This window comes from Bacillus sp. T2.9-1 (assembly GCF_950097965.1).
GTDB classification, from domain to species: domain Bacteria; phylum Bacillota; class Bacilli; order Bacillales; family Cytobacillaceae; genus Niallia; species Niallia hominis.
Map to the genome: position 1 here is coordinate 45,118 of NZ_CATNHG010000097.1, position 18,399 is coordinate 63,516.

General features: G+C 34.5%; 20 protein-coding genes, 1 pseudogene and 1 riboswitch. Of the genes and pseudogenes, 4 read left to right on the plus strand and 17 right to left on the minus strand.

What is annotated here, in order from left to right:
* Window positions 1-354: 354 nt before the first annotated feature.
* The 10 genes from QQZ16_RS13570 to QQZ16_RS13615 form a co-directional block, all read right to left on the minus strand.
* Window positions 355-1,200, minus strand: a complete 846-nt coding sequence (locus QQZ16_RS13570) for a MetQ/NlpA family ABC transporter substrate-binding protein (RefSeq protein ID WP_031536334.1) — start codon at window positions 1,198-1,200, stop codon at window positions 355-357.
* An 11-nt stretch (window positions 1,201-1,211) separates the two neighbouring features.
* Window positions 1,212-1,880 carry a methionine ABC transporter permease gene (locus QQZ16_RS13575; protein ID WP_031536335.1) on the minus strand — a complete coding sequence of 223 codons (669 nt, stop codon included), beginning with the start codon at window positions 1,878-1,880 and terminating at the stop codon, window positions 1,212-1,214.
* Window positions 1,877-2,899 (minus strand): methionine ABC transporter ATP-binding protein, encoded by a 1,023-nt coding sequence (locus tag QQZ16_RS13580; protein ID WP_031536336.1) that lies wholly within the window; start codon window positions 2,897-2,899, stop codon window positions 1,877-1,879. The genes QQZ16_RS13575 and QQZ16_RS13580 overlap by 4 nt, the downstream gene beginning before the upstream one ends.
* A 148-nt stretch (window positions 2,900-3,047) precedes the next feature.
* A riboswitch (SAM riboswitch) is annotated at window positions 3,048-3,153 on the minus strand.
* Between the two features lie 280 nt (window positions 3,154-3,433).
* The gene (locus QQZ16_RS13585; protein WP_284561405.1) at window positions 3,434-3,769 is read right to left on the minus strand and encodes a hypothetical protein; all 336 of its coding nucleotides are present in this window, start codon (window positions 3,767-3,769) and stop codon (window positions 3,434-3,436) included.
* 280 nt (window positions 3,770-4,049) lie between these two features.
* Entirely contained in the window at window positions 4,050-4,361 is a 312-nt protein-coding gene (locus QQZ16_RS13590; RefSeq protein WP_284561406.1) for a thioredoxin family protein, read from the minus strand.
* Window positions 4,358-4,711: a toprim domain-containing protein gene (locus tag QQZ16_RS13595; protein WP_284561407.1), complete on the minus strand. Its 354-nt coding sequence runs from the start codon at window positions 4,709-4,711 to the stop codon at window positions 4,358-4,360. Before QQZ16_RS13595 ends, QQZ16_RS13590 begins: the two co-directional genes overlap by 4 nt.
* Window positions 4,712-4,871: 160 nt before the next feature.
* Window positions 4,872-5,255: a glycine cleavage system protein GcvH gene (gcvH, locus tag QQZ16_RS13600; RefSeq protein WP_031536340.1), complete on the minus strand. Its 384-nt coding sequence runs from the start codon at window positions 5,253-5,255 to the stop codon at window positions 4,872-4,874.
* A 69-nt stretch (window positions 5,256-5,324) separates the two neighbouring features.
* Window positions 5,325-5,681, minus strand: coding sequence for an arsenate reductase family protein (locus QQZ16_RS13605; protein WP_031536341.1), 357 nt, complete (start codon window positions 5,679-5,681; stop codon window positions 5,325-5,327).
* Window positions 5,682-5,947: 266 nt separating this feature from the next.
* Window positions 5,948-7,735: an acyl-CoA dehydrogenase family protein gene (locus QQZ16_RS13610; RefSeq protein ID WP_284561408.1), complete on the minus strand. Its 1,788-nt coding sequence runs from the start codon at window positions 7,733-7,735 to the stop codon at window positions 5,948-5,950.
* 2 nt (window positions 7,736-7,737) lie between these two features.
* Window positions 7,738-10,101, minus strand: a complete 2,364-nt coding sequence (locus QQZ16_RS13615) for a 3-hydroxyacyl-CoA dehydrogenase/enoyl-CoA hydratase family protein (protein WP_284561409.1) — start codon at window positions 10,099-10,101, stop codon at window positions 7,738-7,740.
* A gap of 700 nt (window positions 10,102-10,801) precedes the next feature.
* Here QQZ16_RS13615 and QQZ16_RS13620 point away from each other — a divergent pair.
* The 3 genes from QQZ16_RS13620 to QQZ16_RS13630 all read left to right on the plus strand — a co-directional run bounded on the left by QQZ16_RS13620 (window position 10,802) and on the right by QQZ16_RS13630 (window position 11,744).
* Window positions 10,802-10,936, plus strand: a complete 135-nt coding sequence (locus QQZ16_RS13620) for a YuzL family protein (RefSeq protein ID WP_235248169.1) — start codon at window positions 10,802-10,804, stop codon at window positions 10,934-10,936.
* A gap of 21 nt (window positions 10,937-10,957) precedes the next feature.
* Entirely contained in the window at window positions 10,958-11,233 is a 276-nt protein-coding gene (locus tag QQZ16_RS13625; RefSeq protein WP_031536345.1) for a hypothetical protein, read from the plus strand.
* A 172-nt stretch (window positions 11,234-11,405) separates the two neighbouring features.
* Complete coding sequence (locus tag QQZ16_RS13630; RefSeq protein ID WP_031536346.1) at window positions 11,406-11,744, plus strand: spore coat protein; 339 nt, start codon at window positions 11,406-11,408, stop codon at window positions 11,742-11,744.
* A 77-nt stretch (window positions 11,745-11,821) separates the two neighbouring features.
* Here the strand turns inward: QQZ16_RS13630 and QQZ16_RS13635 are convergent, their stop codons facing one another.
* The 4 genes and pseudogenes from QQZ16_RS13635 to QQZ16_RS23255 form a co-directional block, all read right to left on the minus strand.
* Window positions 11,822-12,070, minus strand: coding sequence for a DUF2573 family protein (locus QQZ16_RS13635; protein ID WP_284561410.1), 249 nt, complete (start codon window positions 12,068-12,070; stop codon window positions 11,822-11,824).
* Between the two features lie 213 nt (window positions 12,071-12,283).
* Window positions 12,284-13,429, minus strand: coding sequence for a rod shape-determining protein RodA (gene rodA / locus QQZ16_RS13640; protein ID WP_031536348.1), 1,146 nt, complete (start codon window positions 13,427-13,429; stop codon window positions 12,284-12,286).
* A gap of 371 nt (window positions 13,430-13,800) precedes the next feature.
* A complete protein-coding gene (locus QQZ16_RS13645; protein WP_414630331.1) occupies window positions 13,801-14,751 on the minus strand; it encodes a methyl-accepting chemotaxis protein in 951 nt (316 codons plus the stop codon).
* A gap of 9 nt (window positions 14,752-14,760) precedes the next feature.
* Window positions 14,761-15,084 (minus strand): annotated as a pseudogene (locus tag QQZ16_RS23255) (HAMP domain-containing protein); the annotation flags it as partial.
* Between the two features lie 578 nt (window positions 15,085-15,662).
* Here QQZ16_RS23255 and QQZ16_RS13650 point away from each other — a divergent pair.
* Window positions 15,663-15,854, plus strand: coding sequence for a hypothetical protein (locus QQZ16_RS13650; RefSeq protein WP_284561411.1), 192 nt, complete (start codon window positions 15,663-15,665; stop codon window positions 15,852-15,854).
* A 160-nt stretch (window positions 15,855-16,014) separates the two neighbouring features.
* On the opposite strand, the gene QQZ16_RS13655 is transcribed toward QQZ16_RS13650, so the two are convergent.
* From QQZ16_RS13655 to QQZ16_RS13665, 3 genes are read right to left on the minus strand one after another with little or no spacing between them, the layout of a single operon-like run.
* Entirely contained in the window at window positions 16,015-16,749 is a 735-nt protein-coding gene (locus QQZ16_RS13655) for an amino acid ABC transporter ATP-binding protein (protein ID WP_284561412.1), read from the minus strand.
* Between the two features lie 51 nt (window positions 16,750-16,800).
* Window positions 16,801-17,502 carry an amino acid ABC transporter permease gene (locus QQZ16_RS13660; RefSeq protein ID WP_031536351.1) on the minus strand — a complete coding sequence of 234 codons (702 nt, stop codon included), beginning with the start codon at window positions 17,500-17,502 and terminating at the stop codon, window positions 16,801-16,803.
* A complete protein-coding gene (locus QQZ16_RS13665; protein WP_284561413.1) occupies window positions 17,489-18,307 on the minus strand; it encodes an amino acid ABC transporter substrate-binding protein in 819 nt (272 codons plus the stop codon). The genes QQZ16_RS13660 and QQZ16_RS13665 overlap by 14 nt, the downstream gene beginning before the upstream one ends.
* Between the last annotated feature and the right edge of the window lie 92 nt (window positions 18,308-18,399).

Consider the following 18,399-nt stretch of genomic DNA (forward strand, 5'->3'; position numbering starts at 1 on the left):
TTTTGGAAACGATTTCTTTCCTTATTATATTACATAACATTACTTTCGTATAAATGATAAGTACTTTAAACTATACTATTTATTACTAGCTGTCAAATTCTGCACTAATATAGTGCATCGTTTTAGTATTTATACACGTATTGAATTTAGCCCTAGTACTTATTGGAAATGGAATCCTCCCTTTAAAATGAGAAAATCTTCATTGGAAAACAACTTTATTTTGAAACATCATAAAAAAATGTCCCTATAAAGACCGATACACAAGCTATATCCATTATTGATAGAAGCGACTTCATTCTCAATTGGATATTTGCTTTATGTTTTGGTCTTTTATAGGAACATCTCCTTTAAATCTTATTCACTAACTGGTACAACTGCACCTTTATATTCTGTATTGATGAAATCTTGAATTTCTTTTGAATGAAGTACTTCTACCAATGTCTTAATAGCTTCTTTGCTTTCATCTCCTTTACGAACGGTAATGATATTCGCATATGGAGATTCACTTCCTTCAATTTCAATTGAATCTTCCACTGGGTTTAAACCTACATCTAATGCATAGTTTGCATTGATAACAACTGCATCCCCTTCATTGTTATTGAAGATTTGAGGAAGTAATGATGGCTCATAATCTGCTTTTAATTGAATATTTTTTGGATTTTCTACAATATCTTCGATTGTTGCATTCACTTTATCAATTCCATCTTTTAGTTTAATTAATCCACCTTTTTCTAAAAGAGAAAGCACGCGGCCATGTTCAGCAACTGAATTACTTAGAATGATTGTCGCTCCATCTGGAAGCTCATCTAAGCTTTTATATTTTTTTGAGAAAACTGCCATTGGCTCAATGTGAATAGCACCTGCATTTACAAAGTCATATCCATTATCTTTAATTTGTTGATCCAAATAAGGGATATGTTGAAAATAGTTAGCATCTAATTCTTTTGATTCTAATGCTTTGTTTGGCAATACATAATCTTGGAAAGTAACAATTTCCAAATCAATTCCTTTTTCTTTAAGAATCGGCTTAGCTTCCTCTAAAATTTCAGCGTGCGGTACATTAGAAGCACCTACCACTAATTTAGTTGTTTCTTTTTCTTCGTTAGAAGCACCACTCTCATTTTTATCTTCAGACGATCCACATGCAGAAAGTACAAGTATAAATGTCAAAGCAATTAATAATGTCCATAATTTTTTCATTTTTATTCTCCTTATCTTTTATCTAATTTTTTTGTTATATAATCTCCAATAAATTGGATGATAAATACAATAATTAATACAATAATGGTTGACACGAGTGTTACATCACCATTACCTCTTTGGAACCCTTGTAAGTAAGCTAAATTCCCAAGTCCCCCTGCACCAATAATCCCTGCCATTGCAGTAGATCCAACTAGCGCAATCGTAGTTACCGTAATTCCTGAAACAAGTGCTGGCATAGATTCTGGCAAAAGAACTTTAAAGATAATCGTAGTTGGTTTTGCTCCCATTGACTTTGCAGCTTCGATGACTCCTTTATCTACTTCACGAAGGCCGATTTCTACAAGTCTTGCATAAAACGGAGCAGCTCCAATTATCAAAGATGGTAAAGCTGCTTTCGGTCCAATCATCGTACCGATTAAGAAAGTTGTTAATGGTATTAATAAAACCAATAAAATAATGAAAGGGATGGAACGAAAAATATTAACAATTGCACTAATCACTTTGTTAACAAAAGCATTATTCCACATATTCCCTTTACCAGTTAAGAATAAAGTAATCCCTAGAATAATTCCGAGTATAAAGGTAAAAATAATCGAGAATCCAGTCATAAAAAGGGTTTCTACTGTGGCTTTCCACATTATTTCCCAATCTACATTTGGCAGTAAACTTTCGGTCATCCTTCGATCACCTCCACACTAATTTCTTGAGAATGAAGGTATTGAATAGCTTTCTCTATTTCTTCTTTCTCTCCATCCATATGAATATACAAAGTTCCATACGATCCATTTTGCGTCGGAGAAATTTTCCCTTGAATGATATTCACCGAAACAGAAAAAGATCGAATTAGATTTGTGATAACAGGCTGTTCTGCACTTTCACCAACAAATCCTAGCATTACCAAGCTTCCAGTTTTGTATTGCGCTATTAAATGATCAATTGTGTCCTTCGCTTCTTCTGGCTCAATGACTTGTTGAACAAAACGTTTGGTGATTTCTTTCTGGGGCTTTTTAAAAACATCAATAACAGGTCCCGTTTCTACTACACTCCCCTCTTCCATTACAGCAACTCGGTGGCATATCTTCCGAATAACATGCATTTCGTGTGTAATAAGAACAATTGTAAGACCAAGACGCTTATTAATATCCACTAACAAATCTAAGATGGCATCCGTCGTTTGCGGATCCAATGCTGAGGTGGCTTCATCACAAAGAAGAACTTTTGGATCACTCGCAAGTGCTCTTGCGATGCCAACACGCTGTTTTTGACCACCACTCAATTGTGAAGGATATGCATCTTCTCTTCCTTCCAATCCTACTAGCTTGATTAACTCAAGCACTTTCTTTTCTCTTGCTGATTTTTTTACGCCTGCTATTTCTAAAGGAAAAGCGATGTTTTCTTTTACCGTTCTTGACCACAGCAGATTGAAATGTTGAAATATCATACTGATTTCTTGTCTCGCCTTACGAAGCTTGCTTCCTTTAATTTTAGAAACCTCATGTCCTGCAACCGAAACACTTCCTTCAGTAGGAATCTCCAATCCGTTCAGCATTCTGATTAATGTACTTTTTCCTGCACCACTATATCCGATTATTCCAAATATCTCTCCTGAATGAATGGTTAAGTCTACGTGATCGACTGCAGTGACCTTCCCGCTTCTAGAGGTATATATTTTTTTAACTGCGTTAACATTAATCATATTGTTCACCTACTTCTATCTAAAATTCCACTTTATCGATAACTATTTTAGAATAGTTTTTAACAAAGTACATCATATCATTCCACATAATAAAAAAACCTTTCTGCAAGATGAGCAGAAAGGTTTCTATTATTAATAATATCCCTTTCTCTCATCTATCAAAGCTAAACGCTTTGTGTGAATTGGCACCGTTTCAGTATACTGACGGTTGCCGGGTTTCATAGGGCACATCCCTCCACCTCTCTTGATAAGAGTTTCATTATCGATATGAAATTTATAATTCGTTAATATGATAGATGTAATTTACCACTTACTGATATTCGTGTCAACACATTTTTTAATATAATATTTTTCTGAATTTTCCATTAAATACTGTTAGATTTTCTAACATAATTAATTCGATAAAAAAGGGGGATATAAGAGAGAAAACGAGAAAGAAAGAATCAAAAAATAACCTGAAATCTCAGTCCCTTTCTGGAAGAAAAGGGGGATTTCAGGAAAAAGGAAAGAACTATTCTTTTAGGATCCCCCTACTTAACCGATTCGTTTTTCAGGCGGTGAATTGCATAAGAAAAGCAGAGATTCTAACAAAAGGATTTTTCTTAAAGATCCATCTAATTGAATCAATCCGTTCTTTTTTGCTTCTCTCAGAAGAATCTCTCCACTTGCAATGGAGTGAATACTTTCTCTTTCCCCCATTAACCATACATCTGGATTCTCCTCTTTCATCCTTTTCCATGAAAAATGATTGTTCCTTACCTCCATTAAATAGGCAACCTTTTGACATGATATTGCTAATGAAAAAGAAGTGTTTCTTAATAATGGTTTTAAAGACTCTTTACGGTTCAACTTATCTACAAAACTTGTCATCCACTCCTGCAAAAGCATCTCCTACTTTCTGCCGAACAATCTTATATTACTTATTCTTGCAATAATAGAAAAAACCTGCTTTATAGGAATAATCTTTTTGTAATCCTAGAATTAAAATACGTATTGGTAAGCTTTGCTTTGGGATAGATAGAGTCTTTTTAGAAAAAGTGATTTGTTACTGTTACCTTTTTTTTAGTAAACTGGTTTTTATGGATGGTGCCACCTCGTTTATCCACCAAGCCATAAAAGAAAGACCCTTTCTGTCTGAAAAAGAGTCTTTCTACTTCGTATATTTATTGATAACCTCTACTAAATGAGGAACCGATTCGAATCTATACAATTTTTCCTTTAGCAATCCCTCTTCGACAATAACTAAACATGGAACACTTTCGACTGCGTACTCTACCGCTAATTCTGGTGCATAATTCAAATCCATTTTTCCTAAATGTAAATCTGGCTTCATTGTATGTAATATTGTTAACATTTTAGAAGCAACCATACATGTTCCGCAAAGGGGCGTATACAAATAAAGAAATACAAGAGGAGCATCCTTGATTTGTTTCTCCCATTGGTCGATCTTCCAATCTATCATAATCCATTCATCCTTGCATCTAAATATTTTGCATTAATCTCAATGTTTGCCTGTAATAATAGTGTTGCTAAATGATGTTCAGGAGAGGCAGCAACTTCTTTGTACTTCCGATCAATATAAAGAAATTCTGCTTCTGGAAGCTCTCTTTTAAACTGCTTTCTTATCTTATCTCCAGATTTGTCTGCATCCACTAGAATATACACATCTTTATCCATTAATTCTTCTAATAATTCATCCAGCTTCGAAACGCCAATTGTTCCATTTGTGCAAATAATATCCACCGGTTCACGTACAATTTTTTCTACTTTTCGTTTATCCGATTTGCCTTCCACAATGATTACTTTTTTCATTTTGATCACCTAAAGGAGTTATTTGATATACTTTAACATATTCAAACTTAAAGAGAAAGAAGTAGGTTAATGGAACAATTTTCAACTTAATATTTATCTAATTAAGCACTCTATTGAAGAAAAGACATCGGCAATTTACCGATGTCATCATTACTAAGAATTATCCTTCATTCGTCATGTCTTCATATTGCTCTGCAGTCATTAGTGTTTCAATGTCTGCTTTATCACTTGGTTCAATAATTACCATCCAAGCATTTTCATAAGGAGATTCGTTAACATACTCTGGATTATCACTAAGATCCTCATTTACTTCTACTACTTTACCGCTGATTGGAGCATATAATTCCGAAACTGTCTTTACAGATTCTACACTTCCAAAAGGCTCATTCGCAGTTACTTCATCGCCTACTTCCGGTAGTTCAACAAATACGATATCGCCTAATTCAGATTGTGCAAAATGTGTAATTCCTATACGAGCATTATCTCCTTCAACTTTTACCCATTCATGTTCTTTTGAATATCTTAAATCCTTTGGTACCGTCATTATTAACCCCTCCGTAAAATCATATTTGCCCTTTATCTTAGAGCCACCTATTAAAAAAAGCAGGTAATGTTATGCCCAACTTTCTTTAAACATTTCTTCTTTAAAGCCTAATGTAACTTTATTTCCATCTGTCGTTAAAGGTCTTTTTATTAACATGCCATCAGAAGCAAGTAAATCAAGCAGTTCGTCCTCTGATGATTCTTTCATTTTATCCTTTAATCCTAGATCTCTGTATTTCTGTCCAGAAGTATTGAAGAATTTCTTTAATTCTAGACCACTTTTTTTATACAAATCCTCTAATAATTCGCGGGAAGGAGGATTATCGACAATATGTACTTCTTCATATGACACATGATTTTCATCCAGCCACTTTTTTGCCTTACGACAAGTTGAGCATTTTGGATACCAATAAAAAGTAACTTTCATTCCATCACCCATAATCTATGTATTTTATAACATCCAACTAAATATTATCACAATTTTATATAAAGTGAAACTTCAATAAAGAAGACCTCTACGGAACTTATCTCCTAACTAGATTTCTCCATTCATTTTTGCGTTATGCAAAATGGAACTTCTTCTCTTTTGAAAAGGAAGATAACCATAAAGTATTGGGTTGATACAAGAGAAAGGTTCTTCATGATAGTAACCCAAACTGTCTGAAGAACCTTGAATCATTCTTATCAATAAAATTATACCTGATATCCACCGGCTTTTAATATACATTTAGCAGCCTCTCTCTTACTTCTAATAATCGGCTTTGGCGTAAATCTAGTATATTTCTTCAATACGGAAAGGGCTAATCTTAATTCATCGCCGCTAAGCATATATGCTAAAGTATCTGTTGCCTCTAAAATCACTTGTTGGAAGGCTTCTTGGCAATATATTTCCGTATATAATAATTTTTGCATTTCATCGTTCTTGCCCTTTATCATCGCCTTTTCCGTTCTTATAATACAAGAATCCATTGCAAAGACAGCATTGATTAAATTTGTTAGATTCACCATAATCTCTTGCTGTTCTTCCAATTGTTGCTTATATTGTCTCAGCATCATTCCAAATAAGAGATAGGTAATTTTTCTTGCATTGGAGAGGAGCATCTTTTCTTGTGATAACGGTTTTCCATCTGGTTCATCCGGAAGATAGGAAAGCATCTCTTTTTCTGTCATCGCTGCTAGGGACAAAATAGGAAGCTCACCTTTTAGGCACTTTTTCGCCAAGGTAGGAGGTATCATTAACCTGTTTATTTCATTTGTTCCTTCAAAGATACGATTGATTCTTGAATCGCGGTACATTCTAACAATATCATAGTCTTCCATAAAACCATTACCACCATGAAGTTGAACACATTCATCTACAACCATATCTAATACTTCTGATGCAAAAATCTTATTTAAACTACACTCAATTACGTATTCATTAATAATTTTTGCCATTACTTTCATTTCTACATCGTCCGATAGTTCATCCATTGCTTCTGAAAGCATTCCAGCTGTTCGATAAACAGTGCTTTCTGCGGCATAAATATAAGAAGCCATCGTCGCATACTTTTCAAGTGTTAGAGGAAAATGAGCTATTGGGGTGGAAAATTGTATTCGTTGTTTTGTATAGGCAATCGTCTTTTTAAGGGCTTCCTTGCTAGCGCCAATAGCTCCAAGGCCTAGTTTATAGCGCCCAATGTTTAAGATATTTAATGCAATTAAATGGCCTTTTCCTACCTCTCCTAATACATTTTCAATGGGTACTTCTACCTGATCAAAACGGACTGCGCAAGTTGATGAGCTCTTGATTCCTAATTTTTTTTCTTCTTTTCCCACTGACACACCAGGAAATTCTTTTTCAACGATAAAGGCAGTAAAATACTCTTGATCGACTTTTGCATATACAATAAATATATCCGCAATTCCAGAATTCGTAATCCATTGCTTTTCTCCTGTTAAACGATAATGTGTGCCTGCCTCATTTAAAACAGCCTTTGTTTTTACACTAAGCGCATCTGATCCGGCCGTAGGTTCTGTTAATGCGTAGGATGCTATTTTTTTACCGCTAGCTAAAGCTGGTAAATACTTTTTCTTCTGCGCTTTATTTCCAAATAAAACAATCGGCAATGAGCCAATTCCTATATGGGCACCGTGCGTAACAGAGAACCCCCCTGCCACAGACATCATTTCCGAAATAACTGCTGTACTAATTTTATCCAATCCCAAACCGCCATATGCTTCAGGAATATCTGAGCTTAAGAGTCCTAACTCTCCTGCTTCTTCCATCAATTGTTTCGTAATTGTAAATTGATGATTTTCCATTTCAGCTAAATGTGGCAATACCTTTTTTTGCACAAATTCACTTGTCATTTCTGCAATCATTTGATGCTCTTCTGTAAAATCCTCTGGTGTAAAGATAGCGTCTATGGTGATTGGTTCTGTTAAAAAACTTCCACCCTTTTGCATAGTAATCCTTTCCTTCCTTTCAAGGTTTTTCATCTTTATTTCGCTGTCAATGGCTTCCCTGTTTGTAATAAATGCAGCATTCTTTGCTGTGTCTCTTGTTTTCTAATCAAACGAATAAAAGCTTCTCTTTCTAGGTCTAATAGATAATCCTCCTCTACCAATGCTCCACAATCTACATCGCCGCCTGTAAGAACTGTTGCAAGATTGCTTGCAATGAAGGCATCATACTCCGATATAAACCCGATTTTTTGTAGCTTTACTATTTCCTTCATTAAGAATTGATAGCCATTTCTACCTGACACAACAATTTTTTCTTTTTTTGGAGGGAGATAATTTTCATTGGCTAATTGTAGGACGGCTTTTTTGGCATCTCTTAATATAAATCGTTCATTATTGGTTATCCCATCCATCTCCGTAAAAAAGCCTATTTCCTTTGCATGGGCGGCAGAAGTAGCAACCTTAGCTGTTAAAATCGTCTGAAATACCTCTCCTGTAAGCTTTAGTAAATCCTCCGTTGACGAACTTGGCTTTTTTCTCCATTTATTACAATACAATTCGGTTGTTCCTCCACCACCTGGAATAAGCCCAACCCCTGTTTCCACAAGACCAATATACGTTTCTAAGGAAGCTTGCACCTTGCTTGCGGCCAGACAAATTTCCGCTCCTCCCCCTAATGTTTTTTGATAAGGAGCCGCTACAACTGGCTTTTTGCAATATTTTATGCGCTTCATTGCTTGCTGAAAACGGCGGACGGCTAGCTCTATCTCAACAGTATCTTCGTTTTGTGCTTCTAGAAGCATCAATGCTAAATTTGCGCCGAGGCTAAAACTCTTTTTTTCACTACCAATAATCAACCCTTTAAATTCCTGCGCCTCTATCAATGCTATCGATTGCTCAATCATCGTCAGAATATCGACACCAATACTCATAATTCTACTGTGTAATTCAAGCAATAAGACACCATCCCCTATCTCTATTAGACTTGCTCCATCATTAGAAAGAAGGGGATCTCTTTGCTTTTTACTTTCTCGAATGCTTATTTGATCCATACTTTTTGGAATGGGCAAATATTGTCCTTTATGATAATAATGCTCCACCCCATTAATTTCTTTATAAAATTGGTCAAATCCATGATCAATCATTTCTTTGATCCATAATGGAATATCCATTAATTCTTCTTCCATTCGCTCGATCGTGTTTTTTAGAGACAATTTATCCCATAAACGAAACGGACCATTTTTCCAGTTGAAACCAGATTGAACAGCCTGATCTAACTCATAAATGGAATCTGTTATCTCACCAGCCATTTTTGCAGAGTAAAGCAAAAATGGGGCAATTCCATTCCATAAAAAAAATGCTTTTTTATTTTTTTCCTGTAAAAACGATGAAAGATGCTTTTTAACCACATTTTCTTTCGTTGCTGTTAAATCCTTGTATGTGAATGTATGATAATCTAAAACTTTTAATCCTTTTTCTGTTTTACTATAAAACCCTTTTCCAACTTTTCTACCAAGCATCTTCTTCTTAAGCATTGCTTCTAGCAAAGCTGGGATTTGGTACATCTCTATTTCTTCTGCCATTTGCATTTTTCCTTGCATGTTTTGAATAACCTGATAAAAAGTATCTAAGCCAACCATATCTAAGGTTTGAAAGGTGGCACTTTTCGGGCGGCCAATTAGCGGACCAGTTAATTGATCCACTTCATCGATTGTTAAATCAGCCTTCATCATTTCTTTCACAATGTTTAAAAAAGCATATGAACCAATTCGATTCGCAATGAAATTAGGAGTATCACTGGCTTTTACTACCACTTTTCCTAATGTCTCTTCAGCAAAATCACTTATGATTTTCACCACTACGGGGTCAGTTTCTTCTGTAGGAATTATTTCCATCAATTTAATATAGCGAGGTGGATTAAAAAAGTGAGTCCCTAAAAAGTGTGCTTGGAAATCTGCAGAAAGAGTCTCTTTCATTTTATTTATGGAGATACCAGAAGTATTACTGCTAACAATTGATTCTTTTTTTCTATATTGATCTACCTTTTTAAATAATTCATTTTTTATTTGAACATCTTCAATTATCGCTTCAACTATCCAATCTACTTCCTTCAGCAGTGATAAATCATCCTCTAGATTCCCTATTGTTAAAAGCGATAAATTATGATAAGAGGTGAGTGGACTAGGAGAATCTGTTTTCATTTTTTCGATGGCAAGCAGTCCATATCTATTTCTTACCATCTTATCCTTTTTCGTTAATCCTTTCTGTTTCTCTTCTTCTGTTAACTGATTTGGCACAATATCCAGAAGAACGGTAGAAATGCCTGCATTAAGAAACTGTGCCGCAATCGCTGCACCCATTACTCCAGAACCAATAACCGCAGCTGATTTTATCTCTTTCACCTTACTTCCTCCTTGAAAATTAATTAAGTTTCGATTGGCTTTTGTGTTTGTATTTGTTTGGCTGTTTTCGTAATGTTTGTTGCTATGAACCGCAGCCTGAATACACTTCGCTTTCCACGGGGCGAGTGGCGAGCCTCCTCAGCTACGAGGGCACTGAAAAACTGATAGCTATTGATGATTGATTGTAACCGCCTTTTAAACTTAGATGTGTAAATTGTTTTCCGAGGTGACCACATGACTCATTGGGGCGAGCGCCGAGCCGCTTCACAGCTCACGCTCCTGCAGGGTCTCGGACTTTCTCGCTGCTCCCATAGGAGTCAAGCGGTCACCTCTCCAAACCAACTTATTATTCGCTTTCAAATAAATAAAACCTCATTTTATTTGGAGAACTAGACTTTTTCAGTGCCCTCCCTCAGCTACTGCGGGGTCTCGCCTTTCTCGCTAATCCCATAGGAGTCTACGTGTATTCAGGCTGCTCCGTATTACTAATTAGTTTATTTTCCCTTTTGAAAAAGCAACAATTCTATAAGAAAACAGCCTTTTGTCTAGATAGTCAATTATTAACCAAAACCCTTCTGTCTTTACGTATATACCATTTCTAATTAAGGACTGGACATAATAATCTCGAAGCTATGTGCTCATTAAATAAAAAAAATAGGAAATGCTAAAAATGTAACAAGAAAGGGAGGTGAATAGAAAGATGGCCCGTCTTAAAAAGAATCCTTCTAAATCAGGTGTTAGTGCGACTAGTGTGAAAGGAAATGCTGGTCCGACCGTTGAAACAGATGGTGGTGGAAAAGTCAATAGTCAAAATAATCAATATAAAAAGCGATAGTTTTTAGGAGGTCAAATTAAAATGCAACAACAGCAACCCAATAATATGACACAGCCAAACGGGATGATGATGAAACCACCAGTTATGGTAACAGTCAAAGATTCCCTTTATTTAACAGATATGCTATCTTGGAATTTATTAGCAATGAAAAAAGCACATTTTTTTGCTCAAAGTGCCCAAGATCCGGCTATTAAATCGCAGCTTGAAAAATGTGGACAAATGCATCAGCATCATTATGAAAGAATACTTAATCACTTAAATGATAGCAATCAGCCCATGTCTCAACAACCACAATAATTACTTACTAAATTGCAGCGATTGTTGATTCATACTGCTCATTCTGCTAAAGAGAATGCCAAACCTTATTTTGATCTTGTCTTTGGCAGAATGAGTAGCTTCTCATAAAAGAGAATGGATGAATCAGCAATCAAACATATGAAATAATATCTTGTGAGGAAGGACAAAGAAAATGAACCAACAAAATACAATTCAAAATCCTGAAGCGCAGGTACCAAAAACACCACAAATGAATGATCGTGATTTCACTAATGATATGCTTTCAACGGAAAAATATTTAACCGACTCTTATTCAACAGCATTAAATGAAGCAAGCAATGAACCACTATATCAAGATTTATTATCGATTTTTACTGAAACGCAAAATATGCAAAGGGAACTATATGATTTAATGTTTCAAAAAGGCTGGTATAAGCTTGAAGCAGCTGATCAGCAAAAGCTTCAACAATCCTATCAGCAATTTAAAGGCTATAGTAACCAGTTCCCTTACGGCAATACTACTATTCAGTAATCTTATTGATTCATACCACCTACGTATTTGGTGGTATGTTTTTGTACTTTGTCCAGGCTTTCTATATAGCATATGTTTTATTTCTGATTTTGTTTTCTTATCTCATTCATTTTTTTTATTTCGGATATTATTTCTATCATCGTTTGTTTACCATCTGGAAATTTAGCATTCCAATGCTTTACCAATCCTGGCATCTTTTTCGACATAAATGAATAAAGCATCCATATTTGTACTTTTTCATTTAACTCCTTATTTTCATCTCCTAGTAGTAATTCTGTATAATTACTTAATAGTGCTTCAAATTCTTCTCGAAATTTTTCATTCATTATATTATTCCTCCTTATATATACATTGACAATAAAAATAAATTGTTTTATTATTAGATTACACCAAATGATAATGATTATCAATATCATTAACTTCCCAAAATGATGGCTATTCTTTCCTTTTCTTCCCCCTCATTAAAGAATGGAGAAAGAATAAACGAAAAGAGGCTGCACCCTGTCAGCCTCTTTTCGTTATGCTCAAATAAAAAATTGTTATTCATCGCTGGAAAACATATACTTTTTATAATGGTATCTAATCGAAAAAATTAATCCCATAGAAAGCATATTCCCCATTAAAGAACTACCACCATAACTAATAAAAGGAAGTGGAATACCAGTGATTGGAAGAATCCCTACTGTCATTCCAATATTCTGGAAAACATGAAAACAAAGCATACTAATAATTCCTACACTCATACAAGTATAAAAAGTATTTTTTGTTTCCAATGCTACTTTTGTAATGTGGTATATAAGTAAGAAAAACAAACTAATTATAATACTAGCGCCAATAAAGCCAAACTCCTCTCCAACCACACTAAAAATAAAATCAGTGTGATTTTCAGGAAGTACTACTTCACTAGTGCCAATGCCCTTCCCTGTCGTTTGACCCGATCCTATCGCAAGTAAGGATTGGGTTAAATGATATCCAGTTGTGCTCTGATACGTATATGGATCCAACCAAGAGTAGATTCTTCCCATTTGATATTCCTTTACTCCAAAATACGTTGTAATCCAATCCGAATGCCAAATAACCATATATAGGACTGCCGATGCAATAACGGCAAAACTGGAGAAAATAGGCGTTAATATCTTCCAAGAGATACCAGAGATAAATACCATACCTAACATAATAGCAAGGAACACTAAAGAAGTTCCTAAGTCAGGCTGTAACATTACTAAGAATAGTGGAAGTGCCGTTACTCCTCCAATTTTAAATAATAGTAAAAAGTCACTTTGTAAAGTTTTCACAATATATTTTTCTTGATGTTCTACAATTAATCGAGATAGCGCTAATACTAAAAACACTTTAACGAATTCAGAAGGCTGTAAAGAAAAGCCAGGAAGCGTAAACCAACTTTTCGCACCATTAATTTTTCGTGCAATACTTTCTGGCGCAATAATAAGTAAAACTAATAATAACAAACCAAAACCATATAAATACCAAGTTAATTTTTTTAACTGATCCGAATCTAGCCGAATCACTCCAATAATAATTCCGATACCAACCACATAATATAAAACCTGCTTTAACACATAAGCAGAATTCGCTCCATAGATAGCAGTAAGACTTGTTAAGCATAAAAGCATTAATATTAGAACAAGTGTATAATCTATTTTTGATGAATTTTTTGGGGACATATTGTCATTGCTCCTGTTCAGTAAAACTTTTAACAGTGGGGCTTGAATCCTCTCACACTAAAAACTATTATTTTTTATATTTATTTTCTCCCTAAATGAATAGAAGTAATTTGCATATTTACAATTCTCCATTATATTTGTATTTGCATGAAATAACAACTTTCGACAATCATTTTCGTAAAATTTATTATTTTGAATCCTAACTTTAATCAAATTGAATCAAAACTGTTTAAAATGTCATACAACGATTATTCCCTTTTATATTCCCCCAAAAAAAAGAGAATGATCAAAAGTGTTTAGCATCCAGTAGAATTTATCTGGAGATGTTAACTTATCTTTTGACCATTCTTATTTTTTGTTTTTCATTTAATTTAGTTTACACGGATTGTTTTTGTTAACTCCACTAAATCGTCGGCAATTTTCGCTAAAGATTTAGTAGAAGTAGCTATTTCTTCGATTGCTGCCAGTTGTTCTTGGGAGGCTTCCGATACGTTCATCGAATTTTGACTATTTTCCTTCGCGATACCTGTAACTTGATCCACAGATCCTGCAACCTCCACAATATTCGTAGAAATCTTAGTGGCAGCATCCAAAATGTCTTTCATTTGACTGCTCATTGATAACATAGAATTGGAAATAATACTAAACTTTTGCTTTGTATCATTTGTAATATTAATGCCATCCTTTACTTCCTCTGTCACTCTTTTCATTGTTTTAACCGACGACAGGGTATCTTTTTGTATTTCATTTACTAATACAGCAATTTGTTTAGCAGATTGATTAGATTGTTCAGCAAGCTTTCTAACTTCTTCAGCAACTACTGCAAAACCTTTTCCTGCCTCTCCAGCTCTAGCTGCCTCAATTGCTGCATTTAAAGCCAAAAGATTGGTCTGATCAGCAATTTCTGTGATTACATTTAAAAATTGCCCAATTTCTTGTGAACGCTCCTGTAATAATACGATAGAGTCATTAGATTCCTTCACTGAATTCTGGATTAAACTCATTTGAGTAACAGTACTCTCCACAACTTCTTGTCCTTCTTTTGCCTTCAATACTGTATCATTCGTGTTTTTCACCATTTCTTCTGTATTTTTGGCAATATCTTTAATTTCGTTATTAACAACTGCAACAGAATCTACAATGAACTCCATTCCTTTCGTTTGCTCTTCAGACCCTGCTGCAACACTCTGAATGGAGGAAGAAATTTGTTCTGATACATAGCTTGTTTCCACTGTATTCGCCGTTAATTTTTCAGCAGATGCATTAATATGTTCAGATGTCTCGTTTACTTTCAGCACTAAATTTCTTATAAATTCTTTCATTAAAATAAATTCATCTGTCAATTGGCCAATTTCATCATTCGAAGCCTTATTAATTTCAATATCTAAATCGCCTTCTGTAATTCTCTTTGTAGAATTTAATAATTTTTTAAGTGGAGATATGATGATTCGTCGTGTAAATAATGAAACAATAATCGTCACAAAAACTAGATTAATAATCGTATTTACGAAAATACCAAATGCTTCTGGAAAAATGCCTGCCTCACGAATAATTTCATGCAACTTAAACGAAATCATCGTACTAAAGAATGTAGCAAAAAGTATGATGATTATCATTTTTGTTCTTAAACTATGAAATAAATTTCTTCTTTTCATATAGCTATACCATCCTGACTTTTTATAGTTCTTTTCACCTGTTATTTCTAAAAAACCTCCAACTTATTTTGTTTATAATTCTTTTATCGACAGGACAAATGAATTATAAATAGGAAATTTGATGAAATTTTCACAAAACAAATAGTTGTTTATACCTATTTTACAAAATACTGTTGCTTAAAGCAATTAGGAGGAAAAAATAACCCTATTTTGGTTGAAAACACCCTTCATTAAAAGGGCGTCATGAATTTTGTCGCTATTAACCGTGTTTCGCGAACTATAACAATGATAAATACGCTTATGTATCGAGATATAAAAAAAGAGGTATAGCCAAACGAACGGCTATACCTTAAGTGAGAGGAGGTTATGGGGTTACGGTATAAGAAATATGACTGTGTATTCAGCTTCTAAGAAGGTGATACAAGCTATTCCTTATACTTATTAAATATGCTTTTTTGTAAAATCAGTGAGGGCTTATCCCCTTTATCCATAAAAAAGGGCAATCACCCTTTAAAAGTAGTATATTATTAATTCTCCACATATACTAAGATATATGAATAGCTGAAAGAAGGTTCGAAATGAAAAATCCCGTATATGTAAACACGATTATCTATTGCTGCATATTGACTCTTATCATAACGTTTCTGTTCTATGCTATATCTGGTTTATCGGTTTACACCATTGCTTCTTTGCTCTCTGGTATCATTGTTGCTTTCTTAAATTTATTAGAAGAGGAAGTCATTCATAAGAAAATTCATGATAAACAATAGCTTCCTTTTTCAAAAAGCATGTAGATTTTAAAAAAATTATCTTTGTATGTATAAAAAACGAAAAAGGGGGCCACAATGATACTACAAAGTGTAATTCCCCCTTTTGTTTTAGAGTTGTTAAGGAATCTCCTTATCCGAGTTTCCTTAACAACTCATTTTTTTATTGAATTAATTGTAGGAATTGCTGTGTTCTTTCTTCTTTAGGCGCAGTAAAGATATTCTGTGGATTTCCTTTTTCCATAATATAGCCACCATCCATGAAGATAACTTCATCTGCAACCTCACGCGCGAATTTCATTTCATGTGTAACTACAATCATTGTCATTCCCTCATTAGCAAGTGCTTTTATTACCTTTAATACTTCACCAACGAGCTCTGGATCTAACGCTGAAGTCGGTTCATCAAACAACATCACTTCTGGTTCCATTGCCAATGCTCTTGCAATGCCAACACGCTGTTGCTGCCCACCTGAAAGCTGGAATGGATAGTAATCGATTTTATCCCCAAGCCCAACTTTATTTAATAATTCAATAGCTTTATTTCTTGCTATTTCCTTTGATTGCTTTTTCACCGTAATAGGGCCTTCCATTACATTTTCCAAGGCCGTTTTATGTGGAAAAAGATTATAGCTTTGAAAAACCATTCCTGTCAATTTTCGAAAATCGGTTATAGCCTTTTTTGTAACCTTTTTAGAGAAGTCCAATTGTTTATTTTCAATCGTAATATGGCCATTCGTCGGTATCTCCAATATGTTTAAACAACGCAGCATCGTCGTTTTACCAGATCCAGACGGTCCAATAACGACAATGACTTTCCCTTTTTCTACTTCTAGATTTATGTCCTTTAATACTTGTAAATCACCAAAATTCTTTGACAACCCCTTGATGGAAATCATGCTAGTTCCTCCTTTCTCTATCGATTATTTATTTTCTAATTAGAAGCTTGATTATTTATTCAAGTGACGTCCGAAGCGATTTTCAAGACTCTGCTGAATAATAGATAGAGGGAAGCAAATAAGCCAATATAAAAGCGCAACCTCTGAGTATAGAAGCAAAAATTCATAGTTTGTGCTTGCTATTTCCTGTGCTTTTCGAAACATTTCTGTTACTAGGATTAAGGCAGCAAGGGATGAATCTTTAATTAAACTTATAAATGTATTCGACAATGGTGGAATGGACACGCGCGCAGCCTGTGGCAAAATAATTCTTTTTAAATTTTGGGCATAGCTCATTCCAATCGAATATCCAGCTTCCCATTGCCCTTTAGGAATACTCAATATGGAACCTCTAACTATTTCTGACCCATACGCTCCAACACTTAAGGAAAAACCAATGATTGCTGCTATAAATGGTTCAAGCGTAATGCCAATGTTCGGAAGCCCGTAAAAAATAATGAAAAGCTGTACGAGTAAAGGGGTTCCTCGAATTACGGAAACATAAATCCCTGCAATGATTTGCAAAATTTTAACACTTGATAATCTAGCTAAAGCGGTTAATACAGCTAAGATCAGTCCAATGATAAAGGAAATAATTGATAGTGGTATCGTATATAAAATAGCCCCCTTCACCAAAGGAAGAAGGGAACTAACGGCAATATCATAATATCGCTGGAATGCTTCTGGGTCTGTAAAGATATTATTTAAGTACATCTTCTCCGAACCATTTCTCAGATATTGATTTATACGTACCATCATCAATCATTTCTTGTAATGCTGTATTTACCGCTTCTACTAACGAATCATTTCCTTGTCTAAACATTAATCCACTTTGTGCTACATCATCTGCAGTATCAGCAATCACAACTTTTGCATCCGGCTTTTGTTTTTTAAAGTCTAAAAATGATAATTTATCATTAATTGTTACATCTACTCGTTTTGAATTTAACAATTCAACAGCTTGATTAAATCCATCTACCCCAACTAACTCAGCACCGTTAGATTTGGCGATTTCAGCGTAATTACTTGTTAATGATTGTGCTGACTTCAATCCTTTAATGTCTTCAAAGCTTTTTACATCTGAATCTTCTCTTGTGATAAGTACTGCAGAAGAAGAAATGTATGGATCAGAGAATGAATACTTCTCTGTTCTTTCATCATTAATTCCTACTTGGTTTGCAATCATGTCAAAACGCTTTGCATCAAGTCCAGCAAATATGGCATCCCATTGTGTTTCCATAAATTCAGCTTCTACACCTAATCGTTTTGCGACTTCTTGTGCGATTTCCACATCAAATCCCGTTAATTTCCCTGAATCATCATGAAAAGTAAAGGGAGGGTAAGTACCTTCCGTACCAATTACTAATTTTCCATCTTCTTTAATTTGCGCTAATAAATCTGTTTTGTCATCATTTTTATCTGCAGAATCATTTGATTCATTATCTGAATTACCACCACATGCAGCTAAAACAATGGTAAGACTTAGTAATAAACTAAACAATATACTTAATTTTTTCATATTAATCCTCCTAATTCCGATAAGACTTGTCAGCAATTGTTATCATATTATATGGGGATTACCTTTGTCAAAGCTTTCCTTCTAACTTTTAT